The sequence below is a fragment of the Streptomyces sp. NPDC057253 genome (assembly GCF_042669125.1).
In the GTDB taxonomy this organism is placed as follows: domain Bacteria; phylum Actinomycetota; class Actinomycetes; order Streptomycetales; family Streptomycetaceae; genus Streptomyces.
The window spans coordinates 1-24,329 of the sequence record NZ_JBHUXV010000084.1 but is presented as its reverse complement, the minus strand read 5'-3'; the positions used below and the strand labels follow the sequence as shown (position 1 = coordinate 24,329).

Annotated in this window: 26 protein-coding genes and 1 tRNA gene; 11 read left to right on the top strand and 16 right to left on the bottom strand. The window is 71.6% G+C overall.

The window, feature by feature from the left end:
• Nucleotides 1–3: 3 nt before the first annotated feature.
• The 9 genes from ACFULQ_RS34185 to ACFULQ_RS34145 form a co-directional block, all read right to left on the bottom strand.
• The gene (locus ACFULQ_RS34185; RefSeq protein ID WP_383551480.1) at nt 4–1,392 is read right to left on the bottom strand and encodes a cytochrome P450; all 1,389 of its coding nucleotides are present in this window, start codon (nt 1,390–1,392) and stop codon (nt 4–6) included.
• Nucleotides 1,389–2,483, bottom strand: a complete 1,095-nt coding sequence (gene cyc1 / locus ACFULQ_RS34180; protein ID WP_383551511.1) for an epi-isozizaene synthase — start codon at nt 2,481–2,483, stop codon at nt 1,389–1,391. The genes ACFULQ_RS34185 and cyc1 overlap by 4 nt, the downstream gene beginning before the upstream one ends.
• Nucleotides 2,484–2,729: 246 nt before the next feature.
• Nucleotides 2,730–3,380: a peptide deformylase gene (def, locus tag ACFULQ_RS34175; protein WP_383551478.1), complete on the bottom strand. Its 651-nt coding sequence runs from the start codon at nt 3,378–3,380 to the stop codon at nt 2,730–2,732.
• 59 nt (nt 3,381–3,439) lie between these two features.
• Complete coding sequence (locus tag ACFULQ_RS34170) at nt 3,440–4,420, bottom strand: hypothetical protein (protein ID WP_020119821.1); 981 nt, start codon at nt 4,418–4,420, stop codon at nt 3,440–3,442.
• 104 nt (nt 4,421–4,524) lie between these two features.
• Nucleotides 4,525–5,778, bottom strand: coding sequence for an HD-GYP domain-containing protein (locus tag ACFULQ_RS34165; RefSeq protein WP_383551476.1), 1,254 nt, complete (start codon nt 5,776–5,778; stop codon nt 4,525–4,527).
• Nucleotides 5,779–5,801: 23 nt separating this feature from the next.
• Nucleotides 5,802–7,109, bottom strand: coding sequence for an HD-GYP domain-containing protein (locus ACFULQ_RS34160; RefSeq protein ID WP_383551474.1), 1,308 nt, complete (start codon nt 7,107–7,109; stop codon nt 5,802–5,804).
• Between the two features lie 183 nt (nt 7,110–7,292).
• Nucleotides 7,293–7,712 (bottom strand): roadblock/LC7 domain-containing protein, encoded by a 420-nt coding sequence (locus ACFULQ_RS34155; RefSeq protein WP_383551472.1) that lies wholly within the window; start codon nt 7,710–7,712, stop codon nt 7,293–7,295.
• Nucleotides 7,713–8,223: 511 nt separating this feature from the next.
• The gene (locus ACFULQ_RS34150; protein ID WP_383551470.1) at nt 8,224–9,099 is read right to left on the bottom strand and encodes a hypothetical protein; all 876 of its coding nucleotides are present in this window, start codon (nt 9,097–9,099) and stop codon (nt 8,224–8,226) included.
• Complete coding sequence (locus ACFULQ_RS34145) at nt 9,096–9,470, bottom strand: hypothetical protein (protein ID WP_383551468.1); 375 nt, start codon at nt 9,468–9,470, stop codon at nt 9,096–9,098. The genes ACFULQ_RS34150 and ACFULQ_RS34145 overlap by 4 nt, the downstream gene beginning before the upstream one ends.
• Nucleotides 9,471–9,623: 153 nt before the next feature.
• Here ACFULQ_RS34145 and ACFULQ_RS34140 point away from each other — a divergent pair, with 153 nt between their 5' ends.
• Nucleotides 9,624–9,989, top strand: a complete 366-nt coding sequence (locus ACFULQ_RS34140) for a hypothetical protein (protein WP_383551466.1) — start codon at nt 9,624–9,626, stop codon at nt 9,987–9,989.
• Nucleotides 9,990–10,037: 48 nt separating this feature from the next.
• Here ACFULQ_RS34140 and rsrA read toward each other — a convergent pair whose 3' ends face one another.
• The 4 genes from rsrA to ACFULQ_RS34120 all read right to left on the bottom strand — a co-directional run bounded on the left by rsrA (nt 10,038) and on the right by ACFULQ_RS34120 (nt 12,748).
• The gene (gene rsrA, locus ACFULQ_RS34135) at nt 10,038–10,349 is read right to left on the bottom strand and encodes a mycothiol system anti-sigma-R factor (RefSeq protein ID WP_383551464.1); all 312 of its coding nucleotides are present in this window, start codon (nt 10,347–10,349) and stop codon (nt 10,038–10,040) included.
• Nucleotides 10,346–11,029: an RNA polymerase sigma factor SigR gene (gene sigR, locus ACFULQ_RS34130; protein WP_020136688.1), complete on the bottom strand. Its 684-nt coding sequence runs from the start codon at nt 11,027–11,029 to the stop codon at nt 10,346–10,348. Before sigR ends, rsrA begins: the two co-directional genes overlap by 4 nt.
• Nucleotides 11,030–11,286: 257 nt before the next feature.
• Entirely contained in the window at nt 11,287–11,931 is a 645-nt protein-coding gene (locus ACFULQ_RS34125; RefSeq protein ID WP_383551462.1) for an alpha/beta family hydrolase, read from the bottom strand.
• Nucleotide 11,932: 1 nt separating this feature from the next.
• Nucleotides 11,933–12,748 carry an SOS response-associated peptidase gene (locus ACFULQ_RS34120; RefSeq protein WP_383551460.1) on the bottom strand — a complete coding sequence of 272 codons (816 nt, stop codon included), beginning with the start codon at nt 12,746–12,748 and terminating at the stop codon, nt 11,933–11,935.
• Nucleotides 12,749–12,798: 50 nt separating this feature from the next.
• Here ACFULQ_RS34120 and ACFULQ_RS34115 point away from each other — a divergent pair, with 50 nt between their 5' ends.
• From ACFULQ_RS34115 to ACFULQ_RS34100, 4 genes are all read left to right on the top strand, one after another.
• A complete protein-coding gene (locus tag ACFULQ_RS34115; protein WP_383551458.1) occupies nt 12,799–13,512 on the top strand; it encodes a M50 family metallopeptidase in 714 nt (237 codons plus the stop codon).
• Nucleotides 13,513–13,634: 122 nt separating this feature from the next.
• Nucleotides 13,635–14,960 carry a 3-phosphoshikimate 1-carboxyvinyltransferase gene (gene aroA / locus ACFULQ_RS34110; protein WP_383551456.1) on the top strand — a complete coding sequence of 442 codons (1,326 nt, stop codon included), beginning with the start codon at nt 13,635–13,637 and terminating at the stop codon, nt 14,958–14,960.
• 12 nt (nt 14,961–14,972) lie between these two features.
• Nucleotides 14,973–15,983, top strand: coding sequence for a ribosome small subunit-dependent GTPase A (rsgA, locus tag ACFULQ_RS34105; RefSeq protein WP_383551454.1), 1,011 nt, complete (start codon nt 14,973–14,975; stop codon nt 15,981–15,983).
• A gap of 97 nt (nt 15,984–16,080) precedes the next feature.
• Nucleotides 16,081–16,404, top strand: a complete 324-nt coding sequence (locus tag ACFULQ_RS34100) for a multidrug efflux SMR transporter (protein ID WP_030320555.1) — start codon at nt 16,081–16,083, stop codon at nt 16,402–16,404.
• 8 nt (nt 16,405–16,412) lie between these two features.
• Here ACFULQ_RS34100 and ACFULQ_RS34095 read toward each other — a convergent pair whose 3' ends face one another.
• Entirely contained in the window at nt 16,413–17,021 is a 609-nt protein-coding gene (locus ACFULQ_RS34095) for a TetR/AcrR family transcriptional regulator (RefSeq protein WP_383551452.1), read from the bottom strand.
• 244 nt (nt 17,022–17,265) lie between these two features.
• Here ACFULQ_RS34095 and hisN point away from each other — a divergent pair, with 244 nt between their 5' ends.
• The 6 genes from hisN to ACFULQ_RS34065 all read left to right on the top strand — a co-directional run bounded on the left by hisN (nt 17,266) and on the right by ACFULQ_RS34065 (nt 22,082).
• Nucleotides 17,266–18,066 (top strand): histidinol-phosphatase, encoded by an 801-nt coding sequence (gene hisN / locus ACFULQ_RS34090; RefSeq protein WP_383551451.1) that lies wholly within the window; start codon nt 17,266–17,268, stop codon nt 18,064–18,066.
• 150 nt (nt 18,067–18,216) lie between these two features.
• Nucleotides 18,217–18,627 (top strand): cyclic nucleotide-binding/CBS domain-containing protein, encoded by a 411-nt coding sequence (locus tag ACFULQ_RS34085; protein ID WP_383551449.1) that lies wholly within the window; start codon nt 18,217–18,219, stop codon nt 18,625–18,627.
• 86 nt (nt 18,628–18,713) lie between these two features.
• On the top strand, nt 18,714–19,130 hold the full coding sequence (locus tag ACFULQ_RS34080; protein ID WP_123762956.1) for a Fur family transcriptional regulator: 417 nt from the start codon (nt 18,714–18,716) through the stop codon (nt 19,128–19,130).
• Between the two features lie 137 nt (nt 19,131–19,267).
• Nucleotides 19,268–20,080, top strand: coding sequence for an ABC transporter ATP-binding protein (locus ACFULQ_RS34075; protein ID WP_383551447.1), 813 nt, complete (start codon nt 19,268–19,270; stop codon nt 20,078–20,080).
• On the top strand, nt 20,077–20,940 hold the full coding sequence (locus ACFULQ_RS34070) for an ABC transporter permease (protein WP_383551445.1): 864 nt from the start codon (nt 20,077–20,079) through the stop codon (nt 20,938–20,940). The genes ACFULQ_RS34075 and ACFULQ_RS34070 overlap by 4 nt, the downstream gene beginning before the upstream one ends.
• Complete coding sequence (locus tag ACFULQ_RS34065; RefSeq protein WP_383551443.1) at nt 20,937–22,082, top strand: ABC transporter substrate-binding protein; 1,146 nt, start codon at nt 20,937–20,939, stop codon at nt 22,080–22,082. The genes ACFULQ_RS34070 and ACFULQ_RS34065 overlap by 4 nt, the downstream gene beginning before the upstream one ends.
• 49 nt (nt 22,083–22,131) lie before the next feature.
• On the opposite strand, the gene ACFULQ_RS34060 is transcribed toward ACFULQ_RS34065, so the two are convergent.
• A tRNA-Met gene (locus tag ACFULQ_RS34060) sits at nt 22,132–22,205 on the bottom strand.
• 148 nt (nt 22,206–22,353) lie between these two features.
• Complete coding sequence (locus tag ACFULQ_RS34055; RefSeq protein ID WP_383551441.1) at nt 22,354–24,162, bottom strand: tetratricopeptide repeat protein; 1,809 nt, start codon at nt 24,160–24,162, stop codon at nt 22,354–22,356.
• Nucleotides 24,163–24,329 lie beyond the last annotated feature (167 nt).

Genomic DNA, 24,329 nt, shown 5'->3' with positions numbered 1-24,329 from the left:
CCGTCACCTCGGCACGGGCCTCACCAGGAGCCGGTTCGGCCGCAGGGTGATGCCCGGACGCGGGGTGTCGTCGGAGCCGGCCACCTGCTCGAAGCGGTACCTCCGCGCCAGCGCCGCCGTGAGCAGCGTCAGCTGGGCCATCGAGAAGTGGTCGCTCGGGCACTTCCGGTTGCCCGTGCTGAACGGACTCATGGCGTGTTTCGGAACGGCCTTGGCGCGTTCCGGACTCCAGCGCAGCGGGTCGAACTCCGCGCTGTCGTCGAAGGACTTCGCGTCCCGCTGGATCGCGTAGGGACTGTAGACGATGTCGGACCCGGCCGAAATGCGATAGCCACCGAGTTCGGTGTCGCGCACCGCCCGCCGCGTCAATATCCATACCGCGGGCCACAAACGCATGGTCTCGACCACCAGATAGTTGGTGTACGTGAGCGACCGGACGTCCTGGAATGCCGCGGGACGGCCACCGGTGACGGATTCAACTTCCGCGCACACCTTGTCCGCGTGTTCCGGGTGTTCGGCGAGCACCTGAAGCAGCCACATGATCGTGGACGCGACGGTTTCCCCACCGGGGGTGAGTATCGCGACGACCTGGTCGTGGATCTCCTGTTCCCCGATGGGATCGCCATTCGCGTCCTTCGCCTCCAGCAATGCCGTCAGCAAATCGTCCGGCTTTTGACCGGATGCCCGGCGTTCGGCGATGATCTCGTCGACCACGAGATGCAGATCGGCGAGCGCCCGGTTGAATGCGCGGTTGGCCGGAAGGGGCAGCCTGTACAGCGGCCCCGCGGGTATCACCATCCGCCGGTACATGCCCCGGAAGACGGTCGTGAGCGCGACGCACAGCCGCTCGGCGCGCTCGTCCATGTACTCGCCGCGCAGCAGACAGCGGGCCGCGATCCGCACGGCCACCCGGAAGGACTCCAGGGTGACGTCGACCGTCTCGCCGGGCCGCCAGCGCTCGGCCAGCGCCTCGGCCTCCTCCTCCATGATCGGCCCGTACGCCGGTATCGCGTCGAGCCGGAACGCGGGCTGGATGGTGCGCCGCTGCCGCCGGTGCTGCGGGCCGTTGGCGGTGGCCACGCCCTCCTTGCCGACCAGCCCCTCCAGGGACTCCCAGAGCGGACCGGCGATGATGAAGTCGGGGTTGAGCGCCACCGCTCCGGTCAGTTCCGGGGTGGTGGGCGCGTACACCGTCTTGGGGCCGAGCCGTAGACGTACGACGTCGCCGTACGCCCGGAGCCCGGACAGGAAGGTCAGCGGGTCGCGTGCGAGCCGGAGGCCGTGCCCGAGCAGGGGCACCCGGCTGCCGGCGATCGGCGGTTCACCCGGCTCGCGGGCCACCGTGGCTCCGGGGTTCACCGTGGCTTCGGGGTTCACGGATTCGACGGTCATTTCTCACCTGCCGCTTCGTTGTTGACGTACGGGGGCGTGGACCGGTCGTCCCAGTTGTCGACCTTGTAACGGCCGGACTCGTGGTGGAACCAGTAGACGGTGCTGAACCAGTTGCGCATATTGCGGACGCAGGCCCGGACGGCCGCGCTCAGCTCCTTTCCGCGCGCGGTGCCGTCGTCGAGATCCAGGGCGAATTGAAGGGCGTCGGCCTCGGCCACCAGAAACGCGTCCACACACTTGGCGACCAGTCGCCGCATTTCCTGGATCGCCTCTTCGAGAGTCAGTCCCTCGTGCTGGATGAGACTGATGCCGAGATTGTGCACCTCGTCGCCCGCGATTTCCTTGGGGAGCGAGCACAGGTCGTTGTACCAGGCGGCGAATTCCTGACTGAGCAGGGCGGCCCGCCGGTAGGACGAATGTTTCCTTATCCGGTCCGGGAGTTCACATCCCGCACCGGCCTCCAGAAGGTCCGTCCAGATCCAGTGGGCGAATGTGAGGCGGCGCAGCGCCAGGTATTCCTGGACCGAGGGAACGACTCCCTCGACACGATTGCGGAATTCCCGGTCGTAGGCCTCGATCACGGCGTGGAAGTGCCGGGCGAACCGGGCGTTCCACGCCGGCGTCAGGAACGAGTACAGCCGCGTGACGGTGTCCGCGAAGGCGGCGACCAGCGGATCCTCGTGGCGCAGCCGGTCCCGCGGCGAGTCGAGCGCCGCGTGCAGCCGGCGCCTCAACCGCCGCCAGGCCGCCGGACGGTGGTGGACGATGTCCCGGTCGTGCCGGTCGTCCCAGACGAAGAACCACGCACTGAAGTCCGCTATCGCCTGGAGCACCTCGTCGGGGGCACCGAGGTAGTACCCCGCCATGAGGTCCGTGTAGCACAGTCCGTCGGCATATTCCGCCACCGCGTCCGCCGGCATGAGCCGTTTTTCCAGAAGCCAGGCACGGGTGTTCTCCTGGAGCCTGGGCCAATACGGATGCAGTTGCCTGGGAAACGCTGCTTCGATCACCGGGAGAGAGAGTGACGGTGGAACCGCGATCGCCGTCGGCGACGGCGCCGACGACGTGATGCTGTGTTGGAAAGCAGGCACGAACAAACCCCTTCCAGCCGCCAGTTGACGCACACCCTCCGCTGAACCGGGCGTGCGCCGTTGCGTATCCCCGCACTTCCCATTCAGCACCACAACTGACCGTTTTGAGAACGGATTTGCTTCGTTCACTACCCCATGAGGCCGGAAGGTGAGCACATCCGATCGAACGTGCGACGCACATGCGAACGGCGCCTGTTGGGGGAGGGATCCCTGAACAGGCGCCGTGCGGGCGGGCGTTGTGCGACGTCAGTCGTTCGCGACCACGGGGTAGCGGGGCTCGTTCTCGGCCATCTGCCGCAGCGCGTCCTTGCGTTCGCGCTTGGAGAGCCGGTCGATGTAGAGGTAGCCGTACAGGTGGTCGGTCTCGTGCTGGAGGCACCGGGCGAAGTAACCGGTGCCGCGGACCTTGATCGGGTTGCCCTTCTCGTCCTGCCCGGTGACCTCGGCGTAGTCGGGGCGGGCGAGCGGCGCGTAGGCGGTGGGCACCGAGAGGCAGCCCTCGTTGCTCTCGTCCAGCTGGCGCCGGTCGGCGGGCAGGTCGACGAGCTTGGGGTTGCAGACGACACCCACGTGCCGCTTGCCCTCGTCGTCCTGGCAGTCGTACACGAAGACCTTCAGGTCGACGCCGATCTGGTTGGCGGCGAGGCCGACGCCCTCGGCGGTGCGCTGGCTGGCGAACATGTCCGCGACCAGCTGGTCGAGCTCCGCGCCGAACTCGGTGACGTCCTTGCACGCCTTGTGCAGCACGGGGTTCCCGACGACGGTGATGGGCCGCGAGGTGCCGCGCTCACGCCAGGCGTTCTCCCGCTCCTCGGTCTCCTCGGTGTCGACGACGAACCCGTCCTCGTCGACGGGGAGCACGCCCACGTGCTGCTGATCGGTGTCCTGCTGGGCCATGACCTACGGATGCCTTCCTGGAAAACCTGGGATTCAGTGCTACAGCGTACGGCGATGTCTCAGCAGACCTCTTCCAGATCCCGCCAGTCCCGGGAATCAGGGCTGTCCGCAACCCACCCGTCCAACAACCCCCGAACCAGCGAAGCAGGCGCAGCCACCCCGCACTCCCGCTCCGGCACCCAAAGCTGCCCGTCGGTCCGATGCCCCAACGGCCCAGGATGCCCCGGCTCACTGTGATCGTGCGGATCGAGATGCTCCCCGTCCCCCTCGTCCGACGGCATCCGCGACTCGGAACACATCCGGCACAGCAACCGCACCGACGACGACCAGTCCTCGGCAGCGAACCCCGCGTCGGCGGCCAGCTGCTCCAGCGCGTCCCGGTCCGCCTCGGTCGCCGCCTCCAGCAGCACCACCCAGGTCGGCACCGGCGAGGGCGCCCACAGCTCGATCTCGTCGAAGACGGGATACGCGTGCCCCGACGCCGTGGTCCGCTCGCCGTGCGGCACCCCGTCGTGCAGCACGACCTCGCCCCAGCGCCGCCCCGAGGACGGCAGCGGGATGGACAGCACCTCGATGCGGGCGGGGTCCAGCCGCCGCCCCCAGACCACCTCGGCCTCACCCTCGGGAGACAGCCGTACGGCGGCACTGCCGAGGTCCATCCCCAGCGGCTCGCCGGAGGCCGTGGCGCCCCCCGGCACCCGCAGCCCGTACGCCTGCCAGGCCCGCCGGGCCAGCGGCCAGTCCTGGAGCGCGGTCGCGGCGATGCCGACGTTCCACCAGTCGGGCGCCCCGGTCTCCCGGTCGAGCAGCGCCACGGCCCGCAGACCGGCCGCCCGCGCCTGCTCCCAGTCGTGCCGGAACTTGTGGAGCAGGGCGAGGTTGAACCAGGACTCGGACAGCCACGGCTCCAGGTCCGCGGCCCGGGTCAGCAACGCGCCCGCGTCCTCGTACCGGCCGTCGCCGATCAGCGTGAACGCGCGGTCCGTGGCCTGCCGCCAGGAGGCGGAGGGCCGGTGTCGTCCCTTGCCGAAGATCCTCACGATTCCCGCCTGCCGGTTCCGTCGAGTGGGCTGGCTGTGCCCCCGGACACCCTCTCTCTCGCATCCAACCACGTGTGGTCGGAAGGGCGCTCATTACCCATGGGTTACCCCGTCACGGGCGAGGTCAGACAGTCTCTCGACAGCACCCTGGCCAGCGCCTCCACGACCTCCGGAGCGTAGTCCCCCGCGGTGCCCAGGCGCAGCTCCTCCAGCGCGGTCAGGGGCCCGCCGGGTCCGGCGTCCCGGGCCTTCTCCTCGTACGCGTTCACCGCCCGCACGATCCGCGCCGCCGTCGGCTGCTCCCGGCAGGGGTCGGCCTGCCGCTCCACGACCACGGCGACGGCCGCGTCCACGCCCGTCTGCCGTACGACGGCCCCGCCGAGCAGCGCGATACGGCGCTGTTCGGCGACGGGCAGGTCGGCGGTGGCGCCCGCGGGCACCGGGTCGACAAGGCTGAGCTGGCCGATGTCGTGCATGAGGGCCGCGTACTCCAGGACGGCGAGCTCGGGCCGGGTGAGGCCCAGGTCCCGCCCGACCTCCCGGCTGAGCGCCGCGACCCTGCGCGCGTGTCCGGCGGGGGTGTACCCGGCGATCTCGGTGGCGCGGGCGAGGGAGGCGATGGTCTGCCGGTTGGTGGCCCGGACGGCGGCGTACCGGCGGACGGCGAGCTGGGTGAGCAGCAGCGGCACCGAGAAGACGGGCAGCGCCCACAGCCCCGCGACGGCCACCGCGAGCGCCATCACGGCCCCGGTGGCGACCACGGCGGACCCGATGCCGAGCAGCGCCCGCAGCTCGTCCCTGAGCAGCGGGGCGAAGGGCCAGCGGGTGCGGGAGTGCGCGAGCGCGGCGGCGAGCACGGCGTCGCACAGCGCGGTCAGGGAGAGCAGCGCGAGCAGCAGCAGGGCGTAGGCGGGACCGCCCCAGTGCGCGAACGTGCCCTGGTTGTAGAGCGGTTGGAAGCACACGGCGGCGAACCCGACGGTGAGCATCCGGCGGGCCTGCTGGTCGGCGGTGGGGCCCTGACCGCGTCCGACGTGCGGCACGCTGCCGACGAGGCAGGCGGCGAGGACGATGGTCACGGCCTGGGCGGCGCCGTGATGGGTGGGCGCGCCGGCGTTCTCCCCGAGCAGCGCGTACGACAGCGCCCCGGCGGCCCCGAGCGGCGCGGCCTCCCTGACATGGGTCCCACCGCGCCGGTTGAGCTCCCCGACGGCGACCAGCACCCCGAAGGCGAGAGCGGTGCCGGGCTCCTCCAGCCCGGTCCAGAGGGTGCAGCCCAGGGAGCCGAGGGCGAGGAGGGCGGCACTGCTGTGAACGAGGACCTGGAGCCAGGAGCACCGACGGGACGTCCTCGACACGGCCCCCGACTCCTGTCCCCCGCTCACCTGCGCGCTCCCAGCCGCCCGGCGACCCCCGGTCGGGGGTGTGGCACGTCCGTCTCGTCGGCCGTGACCGCGGGATGCCAGCCGTGCCGGGACAGGGCACGGACCAGGGCCGTCACCATGCGGGGGTCGAACTGACTGCCCGCGCACCGCTCCAGCTCCGCCAGCGCGGCGCCGACCGGCCGGGCCCGGCGGTAGGAGCGGGTGGACGTCATGGCGTCGAAGGCGTCGGCGACCGCCACCACCCGCGCGGACTCCGGGATCTGAGCCCCCATCAGTCCGTACGGGTACCCGCTCCCGTCCAGCCGCTCATGGTGGTGGAGCACGGCGGCCCGGGCCTCCCCGAGGAAGGAGATGCCGCGCACCATCTCGTGCCCGTACTCGGGATGCAGCTCGATGACCCGCCGCTCCTCGGGCGTCAGCGGGCCGTCCTTGCGGAGCAGCCGCGTCGGCACCCCGAGCTTGCCCACGTCGTGCAGGATCCCGGCGAACCGCAGCACCTCGGTCCGGGCGTCGTCCATGCCGAGCTCCCGCGCGATCATCATCGACGCCTGCCCGACCCGCTCGCTGTGCCCGCGCGTGTACTCGTCCTTGATGTCGACGGCCTGCACGAGTGCCCGGATGGTGGCCTGATGCGCGGCCCGCTCCCGGTGGTACTGCGCGAACACCCACCACGACACACACATCGGCAGCAGTACGAGGAGGGCCGCGACGGGACCGTAGGGGCTGCGCCACAGCACGGCCATCATCAGCCCGGCCAGGCCGTGCACGGCGACCGGGGCGAGGGAGTGGAGAAAGAGACCGCGCCAGGCCCGCCGTACGGGAATCCGGTCGGCGAGCGCCAGGATGCCGCCGTCCAGCAGGCTCAGCACCAGGCAGAAGACGAGCACCGCCGCCCCGGCCGGGACCAGCGCGTACGGGAAGTCGGAGGCCACCACCGCGTCGCGGCCGCCCAGCGCCCCGTGCACCCGCGCGGCGGCCCACACCCCCACGGCGAGCTGTGCGGCCCGCCAGACGCGCCGCAGCCACCGCGGGCGCTGCTCGACCGGGGACAGCAGTGCCCCCGGCACGGCCACGAGGGCGGCGGTGGGGGGCGGCAGCAGAAAGGCGCCGGCGAGCAGGACCGGGTGGAAGGTGCCGGCGAACCGCCACCGGGCGGCGGCCTGCTCGCACCCGGCGTACAGCGCGGCGAGCAGGGCGGCCTCCCACCAGGGGGCGCGGACGGCGGGCAGCGGCAGCAGACAGAGCAGTGCGGCCACGGCGACACAGGCGACGTACGCGCGCGCCCGTGCCGGTACCGCCTCCACGCCAACGCCCTCCCCGGCCGCGCCTGTTACGGCTCCGGAGCCTAGAACGCGGGGTGGGTCGCGGGTGCCGCTTTGGGGGAATCTGCCATCATATAGCCTCAGGATTAGCCCGTTCGAGTGGCCATCGCGCACATGTTCCCCTGTGCTGCTGTGCAGTAGCGGCTCTGCGGTCGCGGCTCCGGGTCAGTGGGAGACGTCCGCGGCGAGCACCTTGCCGAGTTCCTCCACGACGGCGGGCGACTCGCGCTGGAACGCGGCGAGGTCGAGCCCCTCGTCACAGATGAGCGTGAGCAGCGCACGGTCGCCGACGGCCGTCACGACGACATGTCCCGTGCCGCCCCGCACGATCACCTCGCGCAGCGGCCCCGCACCGCCCTGGTCGGCCATCCGGCGGCCGACCCCGAGGGTCGCGGCGGCGAGCGCGGCGACGGACTCGGGGTGCACGGAGTCGACGTCGGCGACGACGAGCAGTCCGTCCGCGGTGGACAGGACGCTCTCGCTGACGCCCAGCACGCGGTCGCGCAGGGAGGCGAGGATGTCGACGAGGGTGGTGCCGGAGTCCTGGGGTTCGCCGTCCGGGCGGGGCGAGGGGATTTCGGTCATGGACACGTGCTCCTTGGTCCGGACGTCGACGGGGGCTCGGCCGGGCTTCTGTTCTCGGGAAGAGCCCTGAGCCCCTGACGAACGCGCCGCAGTGTTTCGATCGAGGGTTGTTCGGCGGCCAGTTCCTCGGGCGAGGGAATCGGATACGCGAACGGAGGCGCCGTGGTGGGGGAAACACCGCGCACGGGGAGGGACGGGAGGTCGGAGGGCGTTTGCGGAGAGGGCCCGGTGGGGCCGGTGGGGCCGGTGGCGGGGTCTGCCGATCCGTCGGTGCCGGGAGGGGTGGCGGCACCCGTGGAGCTGGGGGGCTTCGGGGAGTTGCGGGTTCTGCGGGTCTGTTCGGCGCTTCTCGGGACCTTCCCAGGCCGTAAGTCCTGTTCGGGCCCGGAAGTCGGCTCGGGTCGCGGGGAGGGTGTCTGCGCGGCATCGGGAAGCCCGGCGGATCTCGCCCGGTTCCCGGGACCCGGCGTCCCCGGCGCCCGCCGTCTCGCGGGCTCTTCGGCTGCTGGGCTCACCGGCCGCCCTTCTCTCCGCGCTCGCCACCGCCCGGACCGAGCGGCCTGCCGCCGCCCGGCCTGCGTCTGGGCAGCGGGCCGGCGGTGGGGGCGGACCCTTGGGCGGTGGCGTTGCCCGGTACGGCACGGGGCGCGGTGCTCGGCCGGTGGCCCGGGGCGGTCCTGACCTCCCACCGGATCAGGCCCTGTGCTTCCAGGCGGTCCAGGTCCAGCATGACCGCGTACAGCCCACGCCCGAGAGCGAAGGCGAGGTCCCGGGGAGTTCGGCGCCCGTTGACCGCACCGAGCAACTCCTGGAGTCGCGGCGGCCCCCACGGCCCGCCCCGGCGTCCGCCGAGCGCGGCGGCGTCAGGCGGCCCGGTTTCTGCCACGACCTCAGGTCGCGACCGGGCCAGCTCGCCCGCCGTAGCCCCCGGCCGCCCCAGCAGGCCCACCCGGCGGGTGACCTCGTCGGTCAGCTCCCGGGGTTCCACCCCCGGCGCAGCGACCAGCGTGGGCTCGCGGTCGCCGGTGTCCCAGCCGCCCGCCGCGCCCAGGGACATCGCGAAGGCGCCGTCGTGGATAGCGGCCGTACAGACGATCTCCAGTTCCGCGGCGCCGATCAGCCCGGCGGTGACCAGGTGGGGGCCGAGCCGGTCCGCGTCCGGTTCCGTGGCGCAGGCGGTGAGCCAGGCCTCGTCGTCGACGCGGCCCGTGGTGAGCAGGGCCGAGGTGGCGGTCGGCGCACCGGGCGTCTCGATCGCGCCGACCAGACCGCTCCGGAGGTGAATCGTTCCGCCCGGGGAGCCGGAGACCCGGACCGTGCCGGTGAACTCCTCCTCCCGCAAAGCCTGGAGGAGCGCGGGGACGTTCCGCGCGGTGGGCGCTTTCACGCCAGCACCTCGGAGACGCGGTCGCCCAGGCTGCGCAGGGCGAGCGCCACGTTGGCCCGGTCCCGGTCCAGTCCGGCCGCGAGGAGCAGGGGGTCACCGGCGGGCCGTACGACGGAGAACAGCATCTGATGGCGGCGCCGGCTGGTCAGGACCACGCTCTCCAGATCCCCCTCGGCGCCGGCCTCGCCGAGCCGCTGCGCGATGAGGGCGGCGAGTTCGCTGCTCTCCGCGCCGCCGCCGGCCTCGCCGACGTCCCCGGCGGCGCCGTAGACCAGTCCGGTCACCGCGTCGATCAGGGCCACGCCCGTGACCCCGGGCGAGTCGAGCAGTCGGTCCAGGGAGGTCTGGAGCGCCGTCGGCTTTTCCCCCATTGGCCCTCCACGGTCAGACACCACGCACTACTTTGAACGCAAGTTTCGCCGCACACGCCAAATTTGGCGCTAAGTGACCCATGAGTCGCTTGGCGTCGATCGTAGTTGGCCGAGCGTCGACCGGTCAGCAGCACGGAAGAATTGAGGAAACCGGTGAACATCGAGACCGCACTCAAGGAAGCCATGAGCCTGGACGGCGCGATCGGCGCCGCCATCGTGGACTATGACAGCGGCATGACGCTCGGCTCGCTCGGCGGCGGCCAGGGCCTCGACCTGGAACTCGCGGGGGCGGGCAACACCGAGGTGGTGCGGGCCAAGATGCGCACCCTGGCCTCGCTGGACATGGACGACGTGATCGAGGACATCCTCATCACGCTCGGCAAGCAGTACCACCTGATCCGGCCACTGACGAGCAGCCAGGGCGCGCTGTTCCTCTACGTCGCCCTGGACCGGGCCCGCAGCAATCTGGCGCTGGCCCGGCACGGCCTCAAGCGGATCGAGAACGGCCTGGAGATCTGATCCCGCGGCAGTACTCCGCGGGATCCCCGGCACGGCGGCCGGCGGCGCTCAGGACTCCTGCGGCGTCGCCGGCGCGGCGGTCACGTCGTGCTCGGGCACCGTCTGCCCGGAGCGGATCAGGTCGAGCCGCCCCAGGACCTTGGCGCGCAGGTCGGTCGGCACGTCGTCCCGACCGCAGCACCGCTTGACGAGCTTCTTCACGGCCTCTTCCAGGCCGTACTTCTCCAGGCACGGCGAGCACTCCGTGAAGTGCTGCTTGAACTTGGCACGATCGACGTCCGGCATCTCACTGTCGAGGAACTCGTAGAGATGGTCGAGGACTTCAGAGCAGTCCGTCTCGTGCGGCTCTCCGCAGCTCATGAGCCCGAGCCTTTCGCTTCGTTCGACTCTCCGGCACCGGCCGGGACGAGCCCGCGCTCACGGGCGTAGTCCTCCAGCATGCCGCGCAGTTGACGGCGGCCGCGGTGCAGGCGGGACATCACCGTACCGATGGGTGTCCCCATGATGTCCGCGATCTCCTTGTACGCAAAGCCCTCTACGTCAGCGAGATAGACGGCGATGCGGAATTCCTCGGGGATCGCCTGGAGCGCTTCCTTCACGTCCGAGTCGGGCAGGTGGTCGAGCGCCTGCGACTCGGCGGAGCGCAGACCGGTCGACATGTGCGACTCGGCGCGGGCCAGCTGCCAGTCCTCGATCTCCTCGGCCGCGGAGCGCTGGGGTTCGCGCTGCTTCTTGCGGTACGAGTTGATGAAGGTGTTGGTGAGGATCCGGTACAGCCATGCCTTGAGGTTGGTGCCCTCACGGAACTGGTGGAAGGACGCGTACGCCTTGGCATACGTCTCCTGCACCAGGTCCTCCGCGTCGGCCGGATTGCGTGTCATACGCAGAGCGGCCGAGTACATCTGGTCGAGGAATTCGAGCGCGTCCCGCTCGAAGCGCGCGGTGCGCTCCGCGGTGGTCTCCGTGCTCGTGCCCTGGCCCTCGGGCTGCTCCGCCTGGCCGTTGTCGGTCCCTGCGTCGATCCCAGTGACCGGACCCACCTCCTCAAGATTCCGGGCAGCAACGAAACCGTTGCCACCGGAATTGGAGGATAGACGACTACCCGTCCCGGCCGCCCCTCGAATCGGGGTGGTCTTGGCCGCATGCAGTACCGTCCAGTCCAGGTCAGCACGGCTGCTACGGCTCGGGCAGAAGGTCGAACCCATGCGGCGGACTTCCTCTCCACGACGGTCGGTGCTGGGTGTTCAGCACTTCTGTCCGCCTCAACAGAGAGCCGCGGCGCAACATTCCCGGGCCTTCACCCCAGTGACCCGGCCCACTTCACGACCGCGTCCGTGATCACCGTCACGGCCTCATCCTGGGTGATCTCCGCCCGCTTCGGCACGGCGAAGCCATGATCGCCGTAGGGCACCTCGACCAGCTCGAAGGAGCCGTCCGGGAACTCCCCGGGCTTGCCGAAGGGGTCGTTGCCGCCCTGGACGACCAGGGTGGGCACCCCGGATCCGAGCAGCTCGTCGGCGCGGGACCTCTCCGGCTTGCCGGGCGGGTGCAGCGGGAAACTGAGGGCGAGCACGGCGTGGGCGCCCAGCTCGACGGCCGTACGGCAGGCGACCCGGGCGCCCGCGCTGCGCCCGCCGGAGATCACCGGCAGGCCCGGCGTCACCAGGGCGGGCCAGATGCCCCGCCACCCCACGTCCAGGGTCTTCGGCGCGGGTGCGAGCTTCTTGCCGGCCACCCGCCAGGGCTGCTCGACGAGGGCGACGGTCACTCCGTGCGACGGAAGGGTCGCGGCGAGGGCCTGGAGGTCGCGCGCCTCGACGCCGCCGCCCGCTCCGTGGCTCACCGCCAGGACGAGCCGTGCGGTGCGTGCCCGGTGCCAGGTGATGCGGGCGTCACCCGCGTCCGTACCGACGATCTCCGTGGTGGTCTCACTGGAAGTCACGCTAGAAGAGTGTGCCCTCTTCGGGGCCGTCCAGCTCCTTCAGCAGCTCCGGGCCGTTGTTGCGGACGTTGCTGACGGCCGTGCTCACCGGGTAGGCACGCATGAGGCCCTCGGGCGGCGGTGCGAGCAGCGAGCGCAGGTCCTCCACGTCCGTGCGGGACGGGTCGAGCCAGCTGTCCCAGCGGTCCGGGGTGAGCATGAGCGGCATCCGGGGGTGGATGTCGGCGAGGGAGCGCGGTCCGTCGGCCGGGGAGACGGCCAGCGGTCCGGTCTCCGCCTCGGTGGTGATCACGGAGCAGGTCACCCACCAGGCACCCGGGTGGTCGTCGGGCAGGGTCTTGTCCCGCCAGAACTCGTACAGCCCGGCCATCGCGAAGACCGAGCCGTCGGCCGGCAGCACGAAGTAGGGCTGCTTGCGCGGCCGCTTCTTCTTCCCCTCGACCTCCAGGTCGCGCTCCTGCGTGCCGGTGACCCACTCGTAGTAGCCGTCGGCCGGGATGATGCACCGGCGGGTGGAGAAGGCCCTCTTGTACGACGGCTTCTCGTGCACGGTCTCCGCGCGGGCGTTGATCATCCGGGCGCCGCCCTCGGGCGTCTTCGACCAGCTCGGCACCAGTCCCCACTTGAGCTTGCGCAGCTGCCGAACCGGCCGAGGATCCTCCACGTCCTTAAGTGGACGGTCCAGGACGGCGTAGACCTCCTTGGTCGGGGCCACGTTGTAATCGGGCTCCAGGGTCTCCTCGGGTTCCCACTTCTCGATCTCAAAGATTCCTGCGAGATCCTCGGGCCCACGACTAGCTGCATACCGTCCGCACATACGTGCCACACTGCCAGACTCCGTACGAGGAGAGGGAGCCACCGGGAAACATGGACACCAGCACAGCGACCTCTCTCTGGGACGAGCTCACCGGCCTCCAGCCCGACCCCGACCTGTGGGTGGTGCTGGCCACCCTGGTGGCGGCGCTGGCCATAGTGGTCCCGCATCCGCTGTGGCGCCTGTCGCGCAACGCGATCACCATCGCCCACGAAGGCGGACACGGCCTGGTCGCCCTGTGCACCGGCCGACAGCTCACCGGAATACGGCTGCACTCCGACACCAGCGGCCTCACCGTCAGCAGGGGCAAGCCGCACGGCATCGGCATGATCCTCACGGCGGCGGCCGGCTACACCGCTCCCCCGCTCCTGGGCCTGGGCGGCGCGGCCCTGCTGGCCACGGGCCGCATCACCCTGCTCCTGTGGGTGGCGACGGCCCTGCTGGTGGCGATGCTGGTGATGATCCGCAACGCCTACGGAGCGCTGACGGTGATCCTCACCGGCAGCACCTTCGTGTTGGTCTCCTGGCTCACCGGCCCCCAGGTACAGGCCGCCTTCGCCTACGCGGTGGTGTGGTTCCTGCTGCTCGGCGGAGTACGTCCCGCTTTCGAGCTACAGGCGAAGCGGTCAAGGGGCGGAGCGGGCGACTCGGACGCGGACCAGCTGTCCCGCCTGACCCACGTCCCGGCAGGCCTGTGGCTGTTCCTGTTCCACGCGGTGAGCCTGTGCTCGCTGATAGGCGGGGGGCGATGGCTGCTGGAGGTGTGACAAGCCCCGAAGGGGCGAGTCACCAGGGGCGCGGGGCTGTGACATCAGCGGCTCCGCCGCGGGGCGCGACCAGCCACGACGGCGTCGCACCCGAAAGACCACCCCCCACTAAAGTGGACCCCATGGCTTTGAACCCCTCAGACACCGCCCTCTGGCCCGCCCCCCACGCGAGTGGAGCCGTCGACGCCACGGTCCACGTCCCGGGGTCGAAGTCGGTCACCAACCGAGCCCTCGTACTGGCAGCCCTCGCGAGCGAACCGGGCTGGCTGCGCCGCCCCCTCCGCTCCCGGGACACCCTCCTCATGGCCGGGGCCCTCCGCGAGATGGGCGTGGGCATCGAGGAGGGAGTGGGCCCCGACGGCACAGGAGAGACCTGGCGCGTCCTCCCGGCTGGGCTCCGCGGCCCGGCCACCGTCGACGTCGGCAACGCCGGCACCGTCATGCGCTTCCTGCCCCCCGTCGCCGCCCTCGCCGACGGCCCCGTCCGCTTCGACGGCGACCCGAGGTCGTACGAACGCCCCCTCAACGGCGTCATCGACGCCCTGCGCGCCCTCGGCGCCCGGATCGACGACGACGGCCGCGGCACACTGCCGCTCACCGTGCACGGCGGGGGCGCCCTGGACGGCGGCCCGGTGGAGATCGACGCCTCCAGCTCGTCCCAGTTCGTGAGCGCGCTCCTGCTGAGCGGCCCGCGCTTCAACCAGGGCGTCGAGGTCCGCCACGTCGGCTCCTCGCTGCCCTCGCTCCCCCACATCCGCATGACCGTGGACATGCTGCGCGCGGTCGGCGCCCAGGTGGACACCCCGGAGTCGGGCGGCGAGCCGAACGTCTGGCGGGTCACGCCGGGCGCCCTGCTGGGCCGGGACCTCACGATCGAGCCCGACCTCTCCAACGCCCAGCCGTTCCTCGCGGCCGCCCTGGTGACCGGCGGCAAGGTCGTCATCCCCGACTGGCCGGCCCGCACCACCCAGCCCGGTGACCGACTGCGCGAGATCTTCACCGAGATGGGTGGTTCCTGCGAACTCACCGAGTACGGCCTGGTGTTCACCGGTTCGGGTGCGATCCACGGCATCGATGTCGACCTCGGCGAGGTCGGCGAGCTGACCCCGGGCATCGCGGCGGTCGCGGCCCTCGCGGACTCCCCGTCCGCCCTGCGCGGGGTGTCCCATCTGCGCCTGCACGAGACGGACCGGCTGGCCGCGCTCACCAAGGAGATCAACGAACTCGGCGGTGACGTCACCGAGACGGCCGACGGACTCCACATCCGCCCGCGCCCGCTGCACGGCGGCGTCTTCCACACCTACGAGGACCACCGCATGGCCACCGCCGGCGCGATCATCGGCCTCGCGGTCGAGGGAGTACGGATCGAGAACATCGCGACGACGGCCAAGACCCTGCCGGACTTCCCCGATCTGTGGGCCGGGATGCTCGGGAGCGACAGGCCGTAGGGGCACAGGACGATGCGCCGCTACGGCAAGCACACCGACGAGGACGACATCCGCAGCCGCCCCAACCGCAAGGGCAACCGGCCGCGCACCAACATCCGCCCCAAGCACGAGGACGCGTCCTGGGGCATGGTCCTCACCGTCGACCGGGGCCGGCTGACCTGCCTGGTCGACGGCCGGATCATCCTGGCGATGAAGGCCCGCGAGCTCGGCCGCAAGGCCGCGGTGGTCGGCGACCGGGTGGCCCTCGTCGGCGACCTGTCCGGCAACAAGGACACCCTCGCGCGGATCGTCCGCATCGAGGAGCGCAGCTCGGTGCTGCGCCGTACGGCCGACGACGACGACCCGTACGAGCGGGTGGTCGTCGCCAACGCCGACCAGCTCGCCATCGTCACGGCCCTCGCCGACCCGGAACCCCGCCCCCGCCTGATCGACCGCTGCCTGGTGGCGGCCTACGACGGCGGCCTGGAGCCTTTGCTGGTCATGACCAAGTCGGACCTCGCCCCGCCGGACAAGCTCCTGGAGCTCTACGGCGACCTGGACATCCCGTACGTCGTCACCAGCCGTGCGGAGCTGGAGGGCGGCGGGGCGGCGGACCGGGTGCGCGAGCAACTGGACGGCAAGATCACGGCGTTCGTCGGCCACTCGGGCGTGGGCAAGACGACCCTCGTCAACGCGCTGGTCCCGGAGGACCGCAGGCGGCTGACCGGGCATGTGAACGCGGTGACCGGCCGCGGCCGGCACACCACGACCTCGGCGCTGGCGCTGCCCCTGGCGGGCGACGACGGCTGGGTGATCGACACCCCGGGCGTACGGTCGTTCGGGCTGCACCACGTGGACCCGTCCCGGGTGATCCACGCCTTCCCCGACCTGGAACCGGGAACCGAGAACTGCCCCCGTGCATGCAGTCACGACGAGCCGGACTGCGCGCTGGACGAGTGGGTGGCCGAGGGGCACGCCGATCCGGCCCGGCTGTACTCGCTGCGCCGGCTGCTGGCGACGCGGGAGCGGACCGAGGGGGACTGACAGCCGGTCCCGGGCGACTGACCTCCGCGTTGTTTGGGTGTACGCGAGTTCGGTAAGTGCATAATCGCACCGAGCCGGACATACGGGAGGACAGCACATGGCGTGGCTGCTGGTGGTGGTGGCCGGGTTGCTGGAGACCGGTTTCGCCGTGTGTCTGAAGCTCTCCCACGGTTTCACCCGGCTGTGGCCGACGATCGCGTTCTGCATCTTCGCGCTCGGCAGCTTCGGACTGCTGACCCTGTCACTGAAGAAGCTGGACGTCGGTCCCGCCTACGCCGTGTGGACCGGTATCGGCGCGGCGGGCACCGCGATCTACGGAATGATCTTCCTCGACGACCTCGTGTCCACCCTGAAGATCGTCTCGATCAGCCTGGTGATCATCGGCGTGATAGGCCTCCAGCTGTCGGGCTCACAGCACTAGCGCACGCGCTAGACCGGTTGCCGGTGCAGCGCGCTGCGGACCAGCTCCGCGACCCCGCCCTCGCCCGGCGGCGCGGCCACGCAGGACAGCGCGAGCCGGACCGCCAGTTCGCAGGAGCGGGCGAGTTCGGGGACGTCCGCCTTGTGCACGCCGGGCCCGGAGAGGACGGAGACGGCACGGTCGCGCACCAGCGCCACGAAGTCACCGGGCGACGGCAGCGGCCCGTCCGCCCGGCGCTGGGCCGGCACCGCGGAGGAGGACGGCACCGCGGAGAGCGTCGGCGCGGGCAGTCGCTCGCTCCAGCAGCCGGTGAGCATGGCCCGTACGAGCGCGTTCTCCCGGGCGGTGGCGGTGGTCCACTCGGCGGTCGCGGTCAGCCGCTCGCGGGCGTCGCCGTGCGCGGTGAGCGCCCGCTCCACGCCCACGAGATACCCGTCGGCCTCTCGTCTGACCAGCGCGCGGGCCAGCCCTTCCTTGCTCCCGAACTCGTTGTACAGCGTCTGCCGGGACACTCCGGCCACCGCCGCGACATCCACCATCCTCACGGCGGACCACGGCCGACGCGCCAACGCCGCGTAAGCGGCATCCAGCAGCGATTCCCGCGCAGCAGGCATCATCGCCTCCCAGGGAGCAAGCAGCTCTGCGCCCAGATTTGACGCGCACGGAGGCACTGTCAAGGGTTCGCGGGGGCGTAGAGGGGCTCTTGGCGGACGGGACCGTCACCCACCAGGGGCGCGGGGAACTGCGCGATCGACCACGACGCACCCGCAGCCGCCCCACCACCTGCCGCGCCACCCCATGAGGCGTCCACACTCCGACCCCTATGGCCCCGTACCGACACCGACAGATACCGTTCGCCCCATGCCGGACTACCTCGACGACCTCCGCCTCGCCCACGTCCTCGCCGACGCGGCCGACGCGACCACCATGGACCGCTTCAAGGCGATGGACCTCAAGGTCGAGACCAAACCGGACATGACCCCGGTCAGCGAAGCCGACAAGGCCGCCGAGGAACTCATCCGCAACCACCTCAAGCGGGCCCGCCCGAGGGACGCGATCCTCGGCGAGGAGTACGGCATCGAGGGCACCGGCCCCCGCCGCTGGGTCGTCGACCCCATCGACGGCACCAAGAACTACGTACGGGGCGTCCCCGTCTGGGCCACCCTGATCTCCCTGATGGAGGCCGCGGAGGGCGGCTACCAGCCCGTGGTCGGCCTGGTCTCGGCCCCCGCCCTGGGCCGGCGCTGGTGGGCCGCGAAGGGTCACGGCGCCTTCACCGGCCGCAGCCTGTCCTCCGCCTCCCGCCTGCACGTCTCCAAGGTCGGCAAGCTCACCGACGCCTCCTTCGCGTACTCCTCGCTCACCGGCTGGGAGGACCAGGGCCGCCTGGGCGGCTTCCTGGACCTGACCCGCGAGGTCTGGCGCACGCGCGCGTACGGCGACTTCTGGCCGTACATGATGGTCGCCGAGGGCTCGATCGACATCTGCGCCGAGCCGGAGCTCTCCCTGTGGGACATGGCGGCCAACGCGATCGTGGTCACCGAGGCCGGCGGCACCTTCACCGGCCTCGACGGCCGCCCCGGCCCGCACAGCGGCAACGCCGCCGCCTCCAACGGCCTGCTCCACGACGAGCTGCTGGGGTATCTCAACGAGCGCTACTAGGAAGCACATCTGAGCGCGCACGCCCTCAATCGGTAGCGCGCGCCCTCTTGTTGACCCTCGCTTTACCTGGGACTCTGAGAGCACCCCCATTTGTGAACTTGTGAACCACTGAACTAATTCAGTGGCCCACCTGGAGGTGACTCCGAACCCATGCTCGTCCGCGACGCCATGAGCACGGTGGTTCTCACCATCGGCCCCGCCCACACCCTCCGCCAGGCCGCCGCCCTGATGTCCGCCCGCCGGGTGGGCGCGGCCGTGGTCCTCGATCCCGACGGCACCGGCACCGGCATTCTCACCGAGCGCGACATCCTCAACTCCGTGGGCCTGGGTCAGAGCCCGGACACGGAGTACGTCCACGCCCACACCACCACCGACGTCGTCTTCGCCACCCCGACCTGGACCCTGGAGGAGGCCGCGCAGGCGATGGCACACGGTGGCTTCCGGCACCTGATCGTCCTGGACCGCGGTGAGCCCGCCGGGATCGTCTCGGTGCGCGACATCATCCGCTGCTGGGCACCGACACGGCAGCGCGTACCGGCCGGCACCGGCTCAGCGCACTAGAGGCACACTGGACTCAGTCCAATTCAAGCAGCCATCCAATCTCACACCCGTTCGGATTCTGGTCTCCAGCTGTTAGGCTGGTGAGCATGAGCGACCTTTTGGAGCGACTGCGCGGCCGCGGATGGCGGATGACCGCGCAGCGGCGCGTCGTGGCCGAGGTCCTCGACGGCGAACACGTCCACCTGACGGCCGACGAGGTCCACGCGCGCGCCGTGGCCAAGCTGCCCGAGATCTCCCGGGCGACCGTCTACAACACCCTGGGCGAGCTGGTCACCCTCGGCGAGGTGCTGGAGGTCGCCACCGACAAGCGCGCCAAGAGGTACGACCCCAACGCGCACCGGCCGCACCACCACCTGGTCTGCGCCCAGTGCGGCGCCATCCGGGACGTCCACCCCACGGGCAACCCGATGGCCGACCTGCCCGACTCCGAGCGCTTCGGCTTCACCGTCTCGGACGTCGAGGTGACGTACCGCGGCGTGTGCCCGAACTGCGCGGCGGCATAGCGAAGCCCACCGAAGCCCCGGCGTCCGCCAAGGACGCCGGGGCTTTGTGGTACCTACAGGGTTCCTGAATCTGACGGACCGTCATATCGTCGTGCGGCCACCCTCTCCGTACCGAACTCCTGACTCAGGGAGCACCCGTGGGAGACCCGCACCCCGAACCCACCACGGCACAACCCCCGCCCCCGGACCACCCGCCCCCCAAACTCCACGCCACCGGCCTGACCCGCGTCTTCGGGCGGCCACCCCGATCCGTCGACGCCCTCGGCCCCCTCGATCTCACCGTCGCCCCGGGCGAGTTCGTCTGCCTGGTGGGCCCCTCGGGCTGCGGCAAGTCCACGCTGCTGCGCATCGCCGCGGGCCTGCTCCGCCCGAGCGCGGGCACCCTGGAGATCCGCACCCGGACCCCGCGCCCCGCCGCCATGATCTTCCAGGACTACGGCATCCACGACTGGAAGTCGGTCCGCGCCAACATCCGTTTCGGCCTGGACATCCAGCGCGTCCCCCGCCGCGAGGCCAACGCCCGCGCCGACGAGTGGCTCGCCCGCATGGGCCTCACGGACTTCGCCGACGCCTACCCGGCGGCCCTCTCGGGCGGCATGCGCCAGCGCGTGGCCATCGCCCGGGCCCTCGCCGTGGAACCCGAGCTCCTCCTCATGGACGAGCCCTTCGCCGCCCTGGACGCCCAACTCCGCATGATCCTCCAGGACGAGCTGCTGGAGATCACACAGACCCTCCGCACCACCACGCTCTTCATCACCCACAGCCTGGAGGAGGCGATCGTCCTCGGCGACCGCGTCCTGGTGATGTCCGCCCGCCCGGGCCGGCTGATCGCCGAACACCGCCCGCCGTTCCCCCGCCCCCGCACCGGCGACATCCGCTCCGCGCCCGAGTTCACCTCCCTCAGGAGCGAGCTGTGGGACCTGCTGAGGAAGGAGGCGGTACCGGCATGACGACAGCGGCTCCCCAGAAACCGGAATCCGTCCTGGTCCGCCGCCCGGGCCCGGCGGAGCTGCACCCGACCCGCACCCACCGCCGCAGACGCGCCCTGGAACTGACCCTGGCGGCCGCCGTCCCCCTCCTCCTGGTCCTCCTCTGGCAGCTGGCCGCCACGCAGGCCTGGATCGACGACCGCGTCTACCCGGCCCCCTCCACGATCCTGGCCGACGGCTGGGACCGCGCGGCGGCCGGCGAGCTCTGGCCGGACGTCCGGGCCACCACGCAACGCGTCCTGGCCGGCTACGCGATCGGCACGGCCACGGGCTACGCGCTGGGCCTCCTGATGGGCTCGCTGTCCCTGGTCAGAGCGGCCCTGGAACCCCTCCTGGACGCCCTGTACGTGGTCCCGAAGCTGGCCCTGCTCCCGATCTTCCTGAACATGTTCGGCCTGGGCGAGGGCCCGCAGATCGCCCTGGTGGCGGCGACCGTCTTCTTCTTCGTGTGGATCCAGACGATGTCGGCGGTGATCTCGATCCCCTCCGGCCACCGGGACGCGGGCCAGGTCTTCGGCGCGACCCCGTGGCAGACGTTCCGCCACATCCTCCTCCCCGCCTCCCTGCCCTCCGTCCTGGTCGGCGCGCGGATCGCGGCGGGCGTGGCGGTCCTGGTGATCGTCGCCTCGGAGCAGATAGCGGCCACCGACGGCCTGGGCCACCTGATCTTCGACTCCCGCGCCCTCTTCCAGAACGACGTGATGTTCGTGGGCATCGTCTGCGTGGCCGCCCTCGGCGTCCTCTTCTCCGAACTGGTCCGCGCCCTCGGCCGCCTGCTCACCCCCTGGGCCCCGAAGGACCGCGGAAGAGGCCAATCATGAGAACACTCCGCTACGGCACCCTCCTGACCGCCCTCACCCTGCTGACGTCGACAGCCTGCACGGCGTCCCAGCCCCCAGGAAGCCCGGAGTCGACGGCGGGCGGGGGTGGGACCAGGACCGTCCGCCCGGTGGCGGGCTGCGGGGCGCACTCCTGGACCGACCCCGCCGACCTCTCCCCCACCCGCACCCCGGCCCGCTGCGACAAGGGCGCTCCCGCCCCACGCCCCCTCGCCGAGCCCCGCAGGCTGACGATCGCGACGGGCACGCTGAGCGCGGAGTACGTGGCACCGCTGCAAGTCGCCGTGGACAAGGGCGAGTTCAAGAAGGAGGGCCTGGACGTCACCCTGAAGGTGCTGCCCACGCCGGACTCGCTCCCCCTCCTGGCCAAGGGCGACATCGACGCCCTGTGGGCGGCCCCCGAGGCAGCCGTCATGAACGGCATCCGGGGCGGCTTCGACATCCGCTGGGTCGCCGCGAACTTCTCCCCCGACCCGAAGTCGAGGAGCGGCCTGTGGGTGCGGCTGAAGGACGGCGAGAACGCCGGCCAGGTGACGATGGCCGGCCGCAGGATGGGCACGATGATCGGCAAGGGCTCGGTGATCGCGTACCCGATGGAGAAGGCCCTGGAGAAGCACGGCGGCGGCCTCGACGAGATCCGGTACCAGCAGCTCGGCTCGGCGGACGTCCTGACGGCCCTCCAGAACGGCGGCGTCGACTCGGCCTGGCTCCTGGACCCGGTCTGGCGCAGGGTCGACGGCGCCCCCGGCTACGCCTTCCTCGGCGGCCAGCCGCTCGGCGAGCCCCTGGGCGGGATGCTGTACGGCCCGGGCCTGCTGAACGACGACGTGGACGCGGGGGTCGCGCTGCTGAGGGCATACCTCCGCACGGTGAACACGTACTTCCCGGCCGACTACAAGTCCGATGCGACCTTCGTCACCTACCTGGCGAAACTCCTGAAGACCGACGAGGCCATCCTCCGGTCCACCCCGTCCCTGCGCATGGACTGGGAGATCAGATCGGGCACGACGGACCGCCTCCAGGCGGCGTACAAGGCACAGGGCGTGGCGGAGGGTGACCCGCTACCGGAGTCGAGAACGGTGAACAGGTCCCTCTACGAGGAGGCGGTGGGCCACACGCCATGAAACACACCGAGGGCCGGAACCCTTTCGGATTCCGGCCCTCGGCCTTCAGTAGCGGGGACAGGATTTGAACCTGCGACCTCTGGGTTATGAGCCCAGCGAGCTACCGAGCTGCTCCACCCCGCGTCGATGAATGCAACGTTACGTGAAAGGAGAGACCAGAGGCAAATCGCTTTTCCGGGGCGACGCCCCGAAGGGGCGCGGGGAACTGCGCGACCAGCCCCCACCGGCCTGCAGCCGCGTGAACAACCTGACCCGGCATCCCCGCGGAGCGCTACGCCGACAGCTCTTCCCGCAGAGCGTCCCGCAGTCGAGCCGCCCGCTCAGAAACCTCCGCAGGCCCCAGCGCCACCGCCCGATCAGCCCACCGCTGCCCCTCCGCCAGCTCCCCCCGACGCGCGTAGACCAGGGCCAGCCGCAACGCCGCCCGCCCGTGCCCGGCGTCGGCGGCCCGGGTCCACCACACCGCGGCCTCCGGCTCACTCCCCTCCCGGGCGAGCAGCAGCCCCAGGTTGAAGGCGCCGTTGCGGGACCCCGCCTCCGCGGCCTCCCGGTACCACCGGGCCGCCTCGACGACATCGCCCCGGGACGCGGCGAGCATCCCCACCCGGACCTGGGCCCGGCGATGCCCCTGCGAGGCCGCCCGCTCGTACCACTCCTCGCACTCGCTCTTCTCCGCGTCCACCGGCTCCCCGAGGGTGTGCGCGGGCACCGGCGGCCGCCGGGCGTCGAGCACGGTCGCGAGCCGGTACGCGGCCTCCGCGCTGCCGCCCCCCGCCGCGCACCGCAGATGCCGCTCGGCGCCGGCCTCGTCGCCGTCCCGCAGCAGGGCGATGCCCACCTGAAGCGCCGCCTCGGTGTGCCCGGCGGCAGCCGCCCGCTCGTACCACCGCAGCGCGACGGCCTCCTCGCCGCGCCCGGCGAACAGGATGCCGAGGTTGAACGCGGCGTCGACGCTTCCGGCCTCCGCGGCCTTGGAGAACCAGGGCTCCGCACCGGCCGTGTCGCCGCCCTGGAGCAGCAGGATGGCGAGCGCGTTGGCCGCCTCCCGGTGTCCCGCGTACGCCGCCCGCCGGTACCACTGCTCGGCCTGCGCGGTCCGCCCCTGCTCGGCGCAGAGCAGCCCGAGGTTGTACGCGCCGTTGTCGTCCCCGGCGTCCATCGCCGCGCGGTACCAGCGCTCGGCGGTCTGCGGCTCGCCGCGCTCGGCGTGCAGCGCGCCCAGCGCGTTGGCCGCGTTGCCGTCACCGTCCTGGGCGGCGCGCAGCCACCACACGGCGGCGCTCTCGGTGTCGCCCGCGTCCCGGAGCAGGAACCCGAGCGCGCAGGCGGCCCGTGCCTCCCCGTCCTTCGCGGAGGTCAGATACCAGCGCCCGGCCTCCTTGAGGGCGCCGCGCCGCTCCAGGATCGCCCCGAGGTGCAGTGCCGCGCGCCGGTGCCCGCGCGCGGCGGCCTGCCGGTACCACTGCTCGGCGTCGGCCCCGGCCCCGTGGTCGTCCCCGATGTCCCCCTCGGGGCCCAGCCGGCGGTCGAGGGCACGGGCCAGCCGGTAGGCGGCCTCCCGGTGCCCGCGCTCGGCGGCGGTCCGCATCCACTGCTCGGCGCCCGCGTCCCCGCGGTGCTCCAGCAGGTCGGCGAGGGCGTAGGCGCCCAGCGCGTGTCCCTGCTCGGCGGACTGGCGCAGCCAGTACTCGGCGGCGGGCTCGTCGCCCCGCTCGCGGTGGTGGCGTCCCAGCGCGTGCGCGGCCGCGGCGGATCCGGCGACGGCGGCGATCCGCCACCAGCCGGCCGCGTCGTCGGCGTAGCCGCGCTGGTGCAGCAGGACACCCAGGTTGTTGGCGGCCGCCCGGTCGCCGGCGGCGGTGGCGGCACGCAGATGGGGCTCGGCTCCGTCGAGATCACCGCGGCGCAGCAGCAGGGCGCCGAGGACGCTCATCGCCTCGACGTCTCCGGCTTCGGCGGCGAGCCGCTGCCGGACCTCCTCGGCGGCGTCGTCAGGCGCCTCCCCGGCCCCGTCCCGCCCGGAAGGTTGCACAAAACGCCCTGTCTCGAACAGAGTTGCCTTGTCCCCCATAACGTCCATCGTCGCACCACCTGCAACCTGGGTACACCTGGTATACCGCAGCCAGTGAGGTCACTTCAGCGTTTTGTCGACATGCCCACAGAACGACAAGTGAAACACAGTTCCAGCCAACTGCCCCCGGCGGCACGGCCGTCGTTTCCTCGGCACATGCGTTCGCACATCACGAA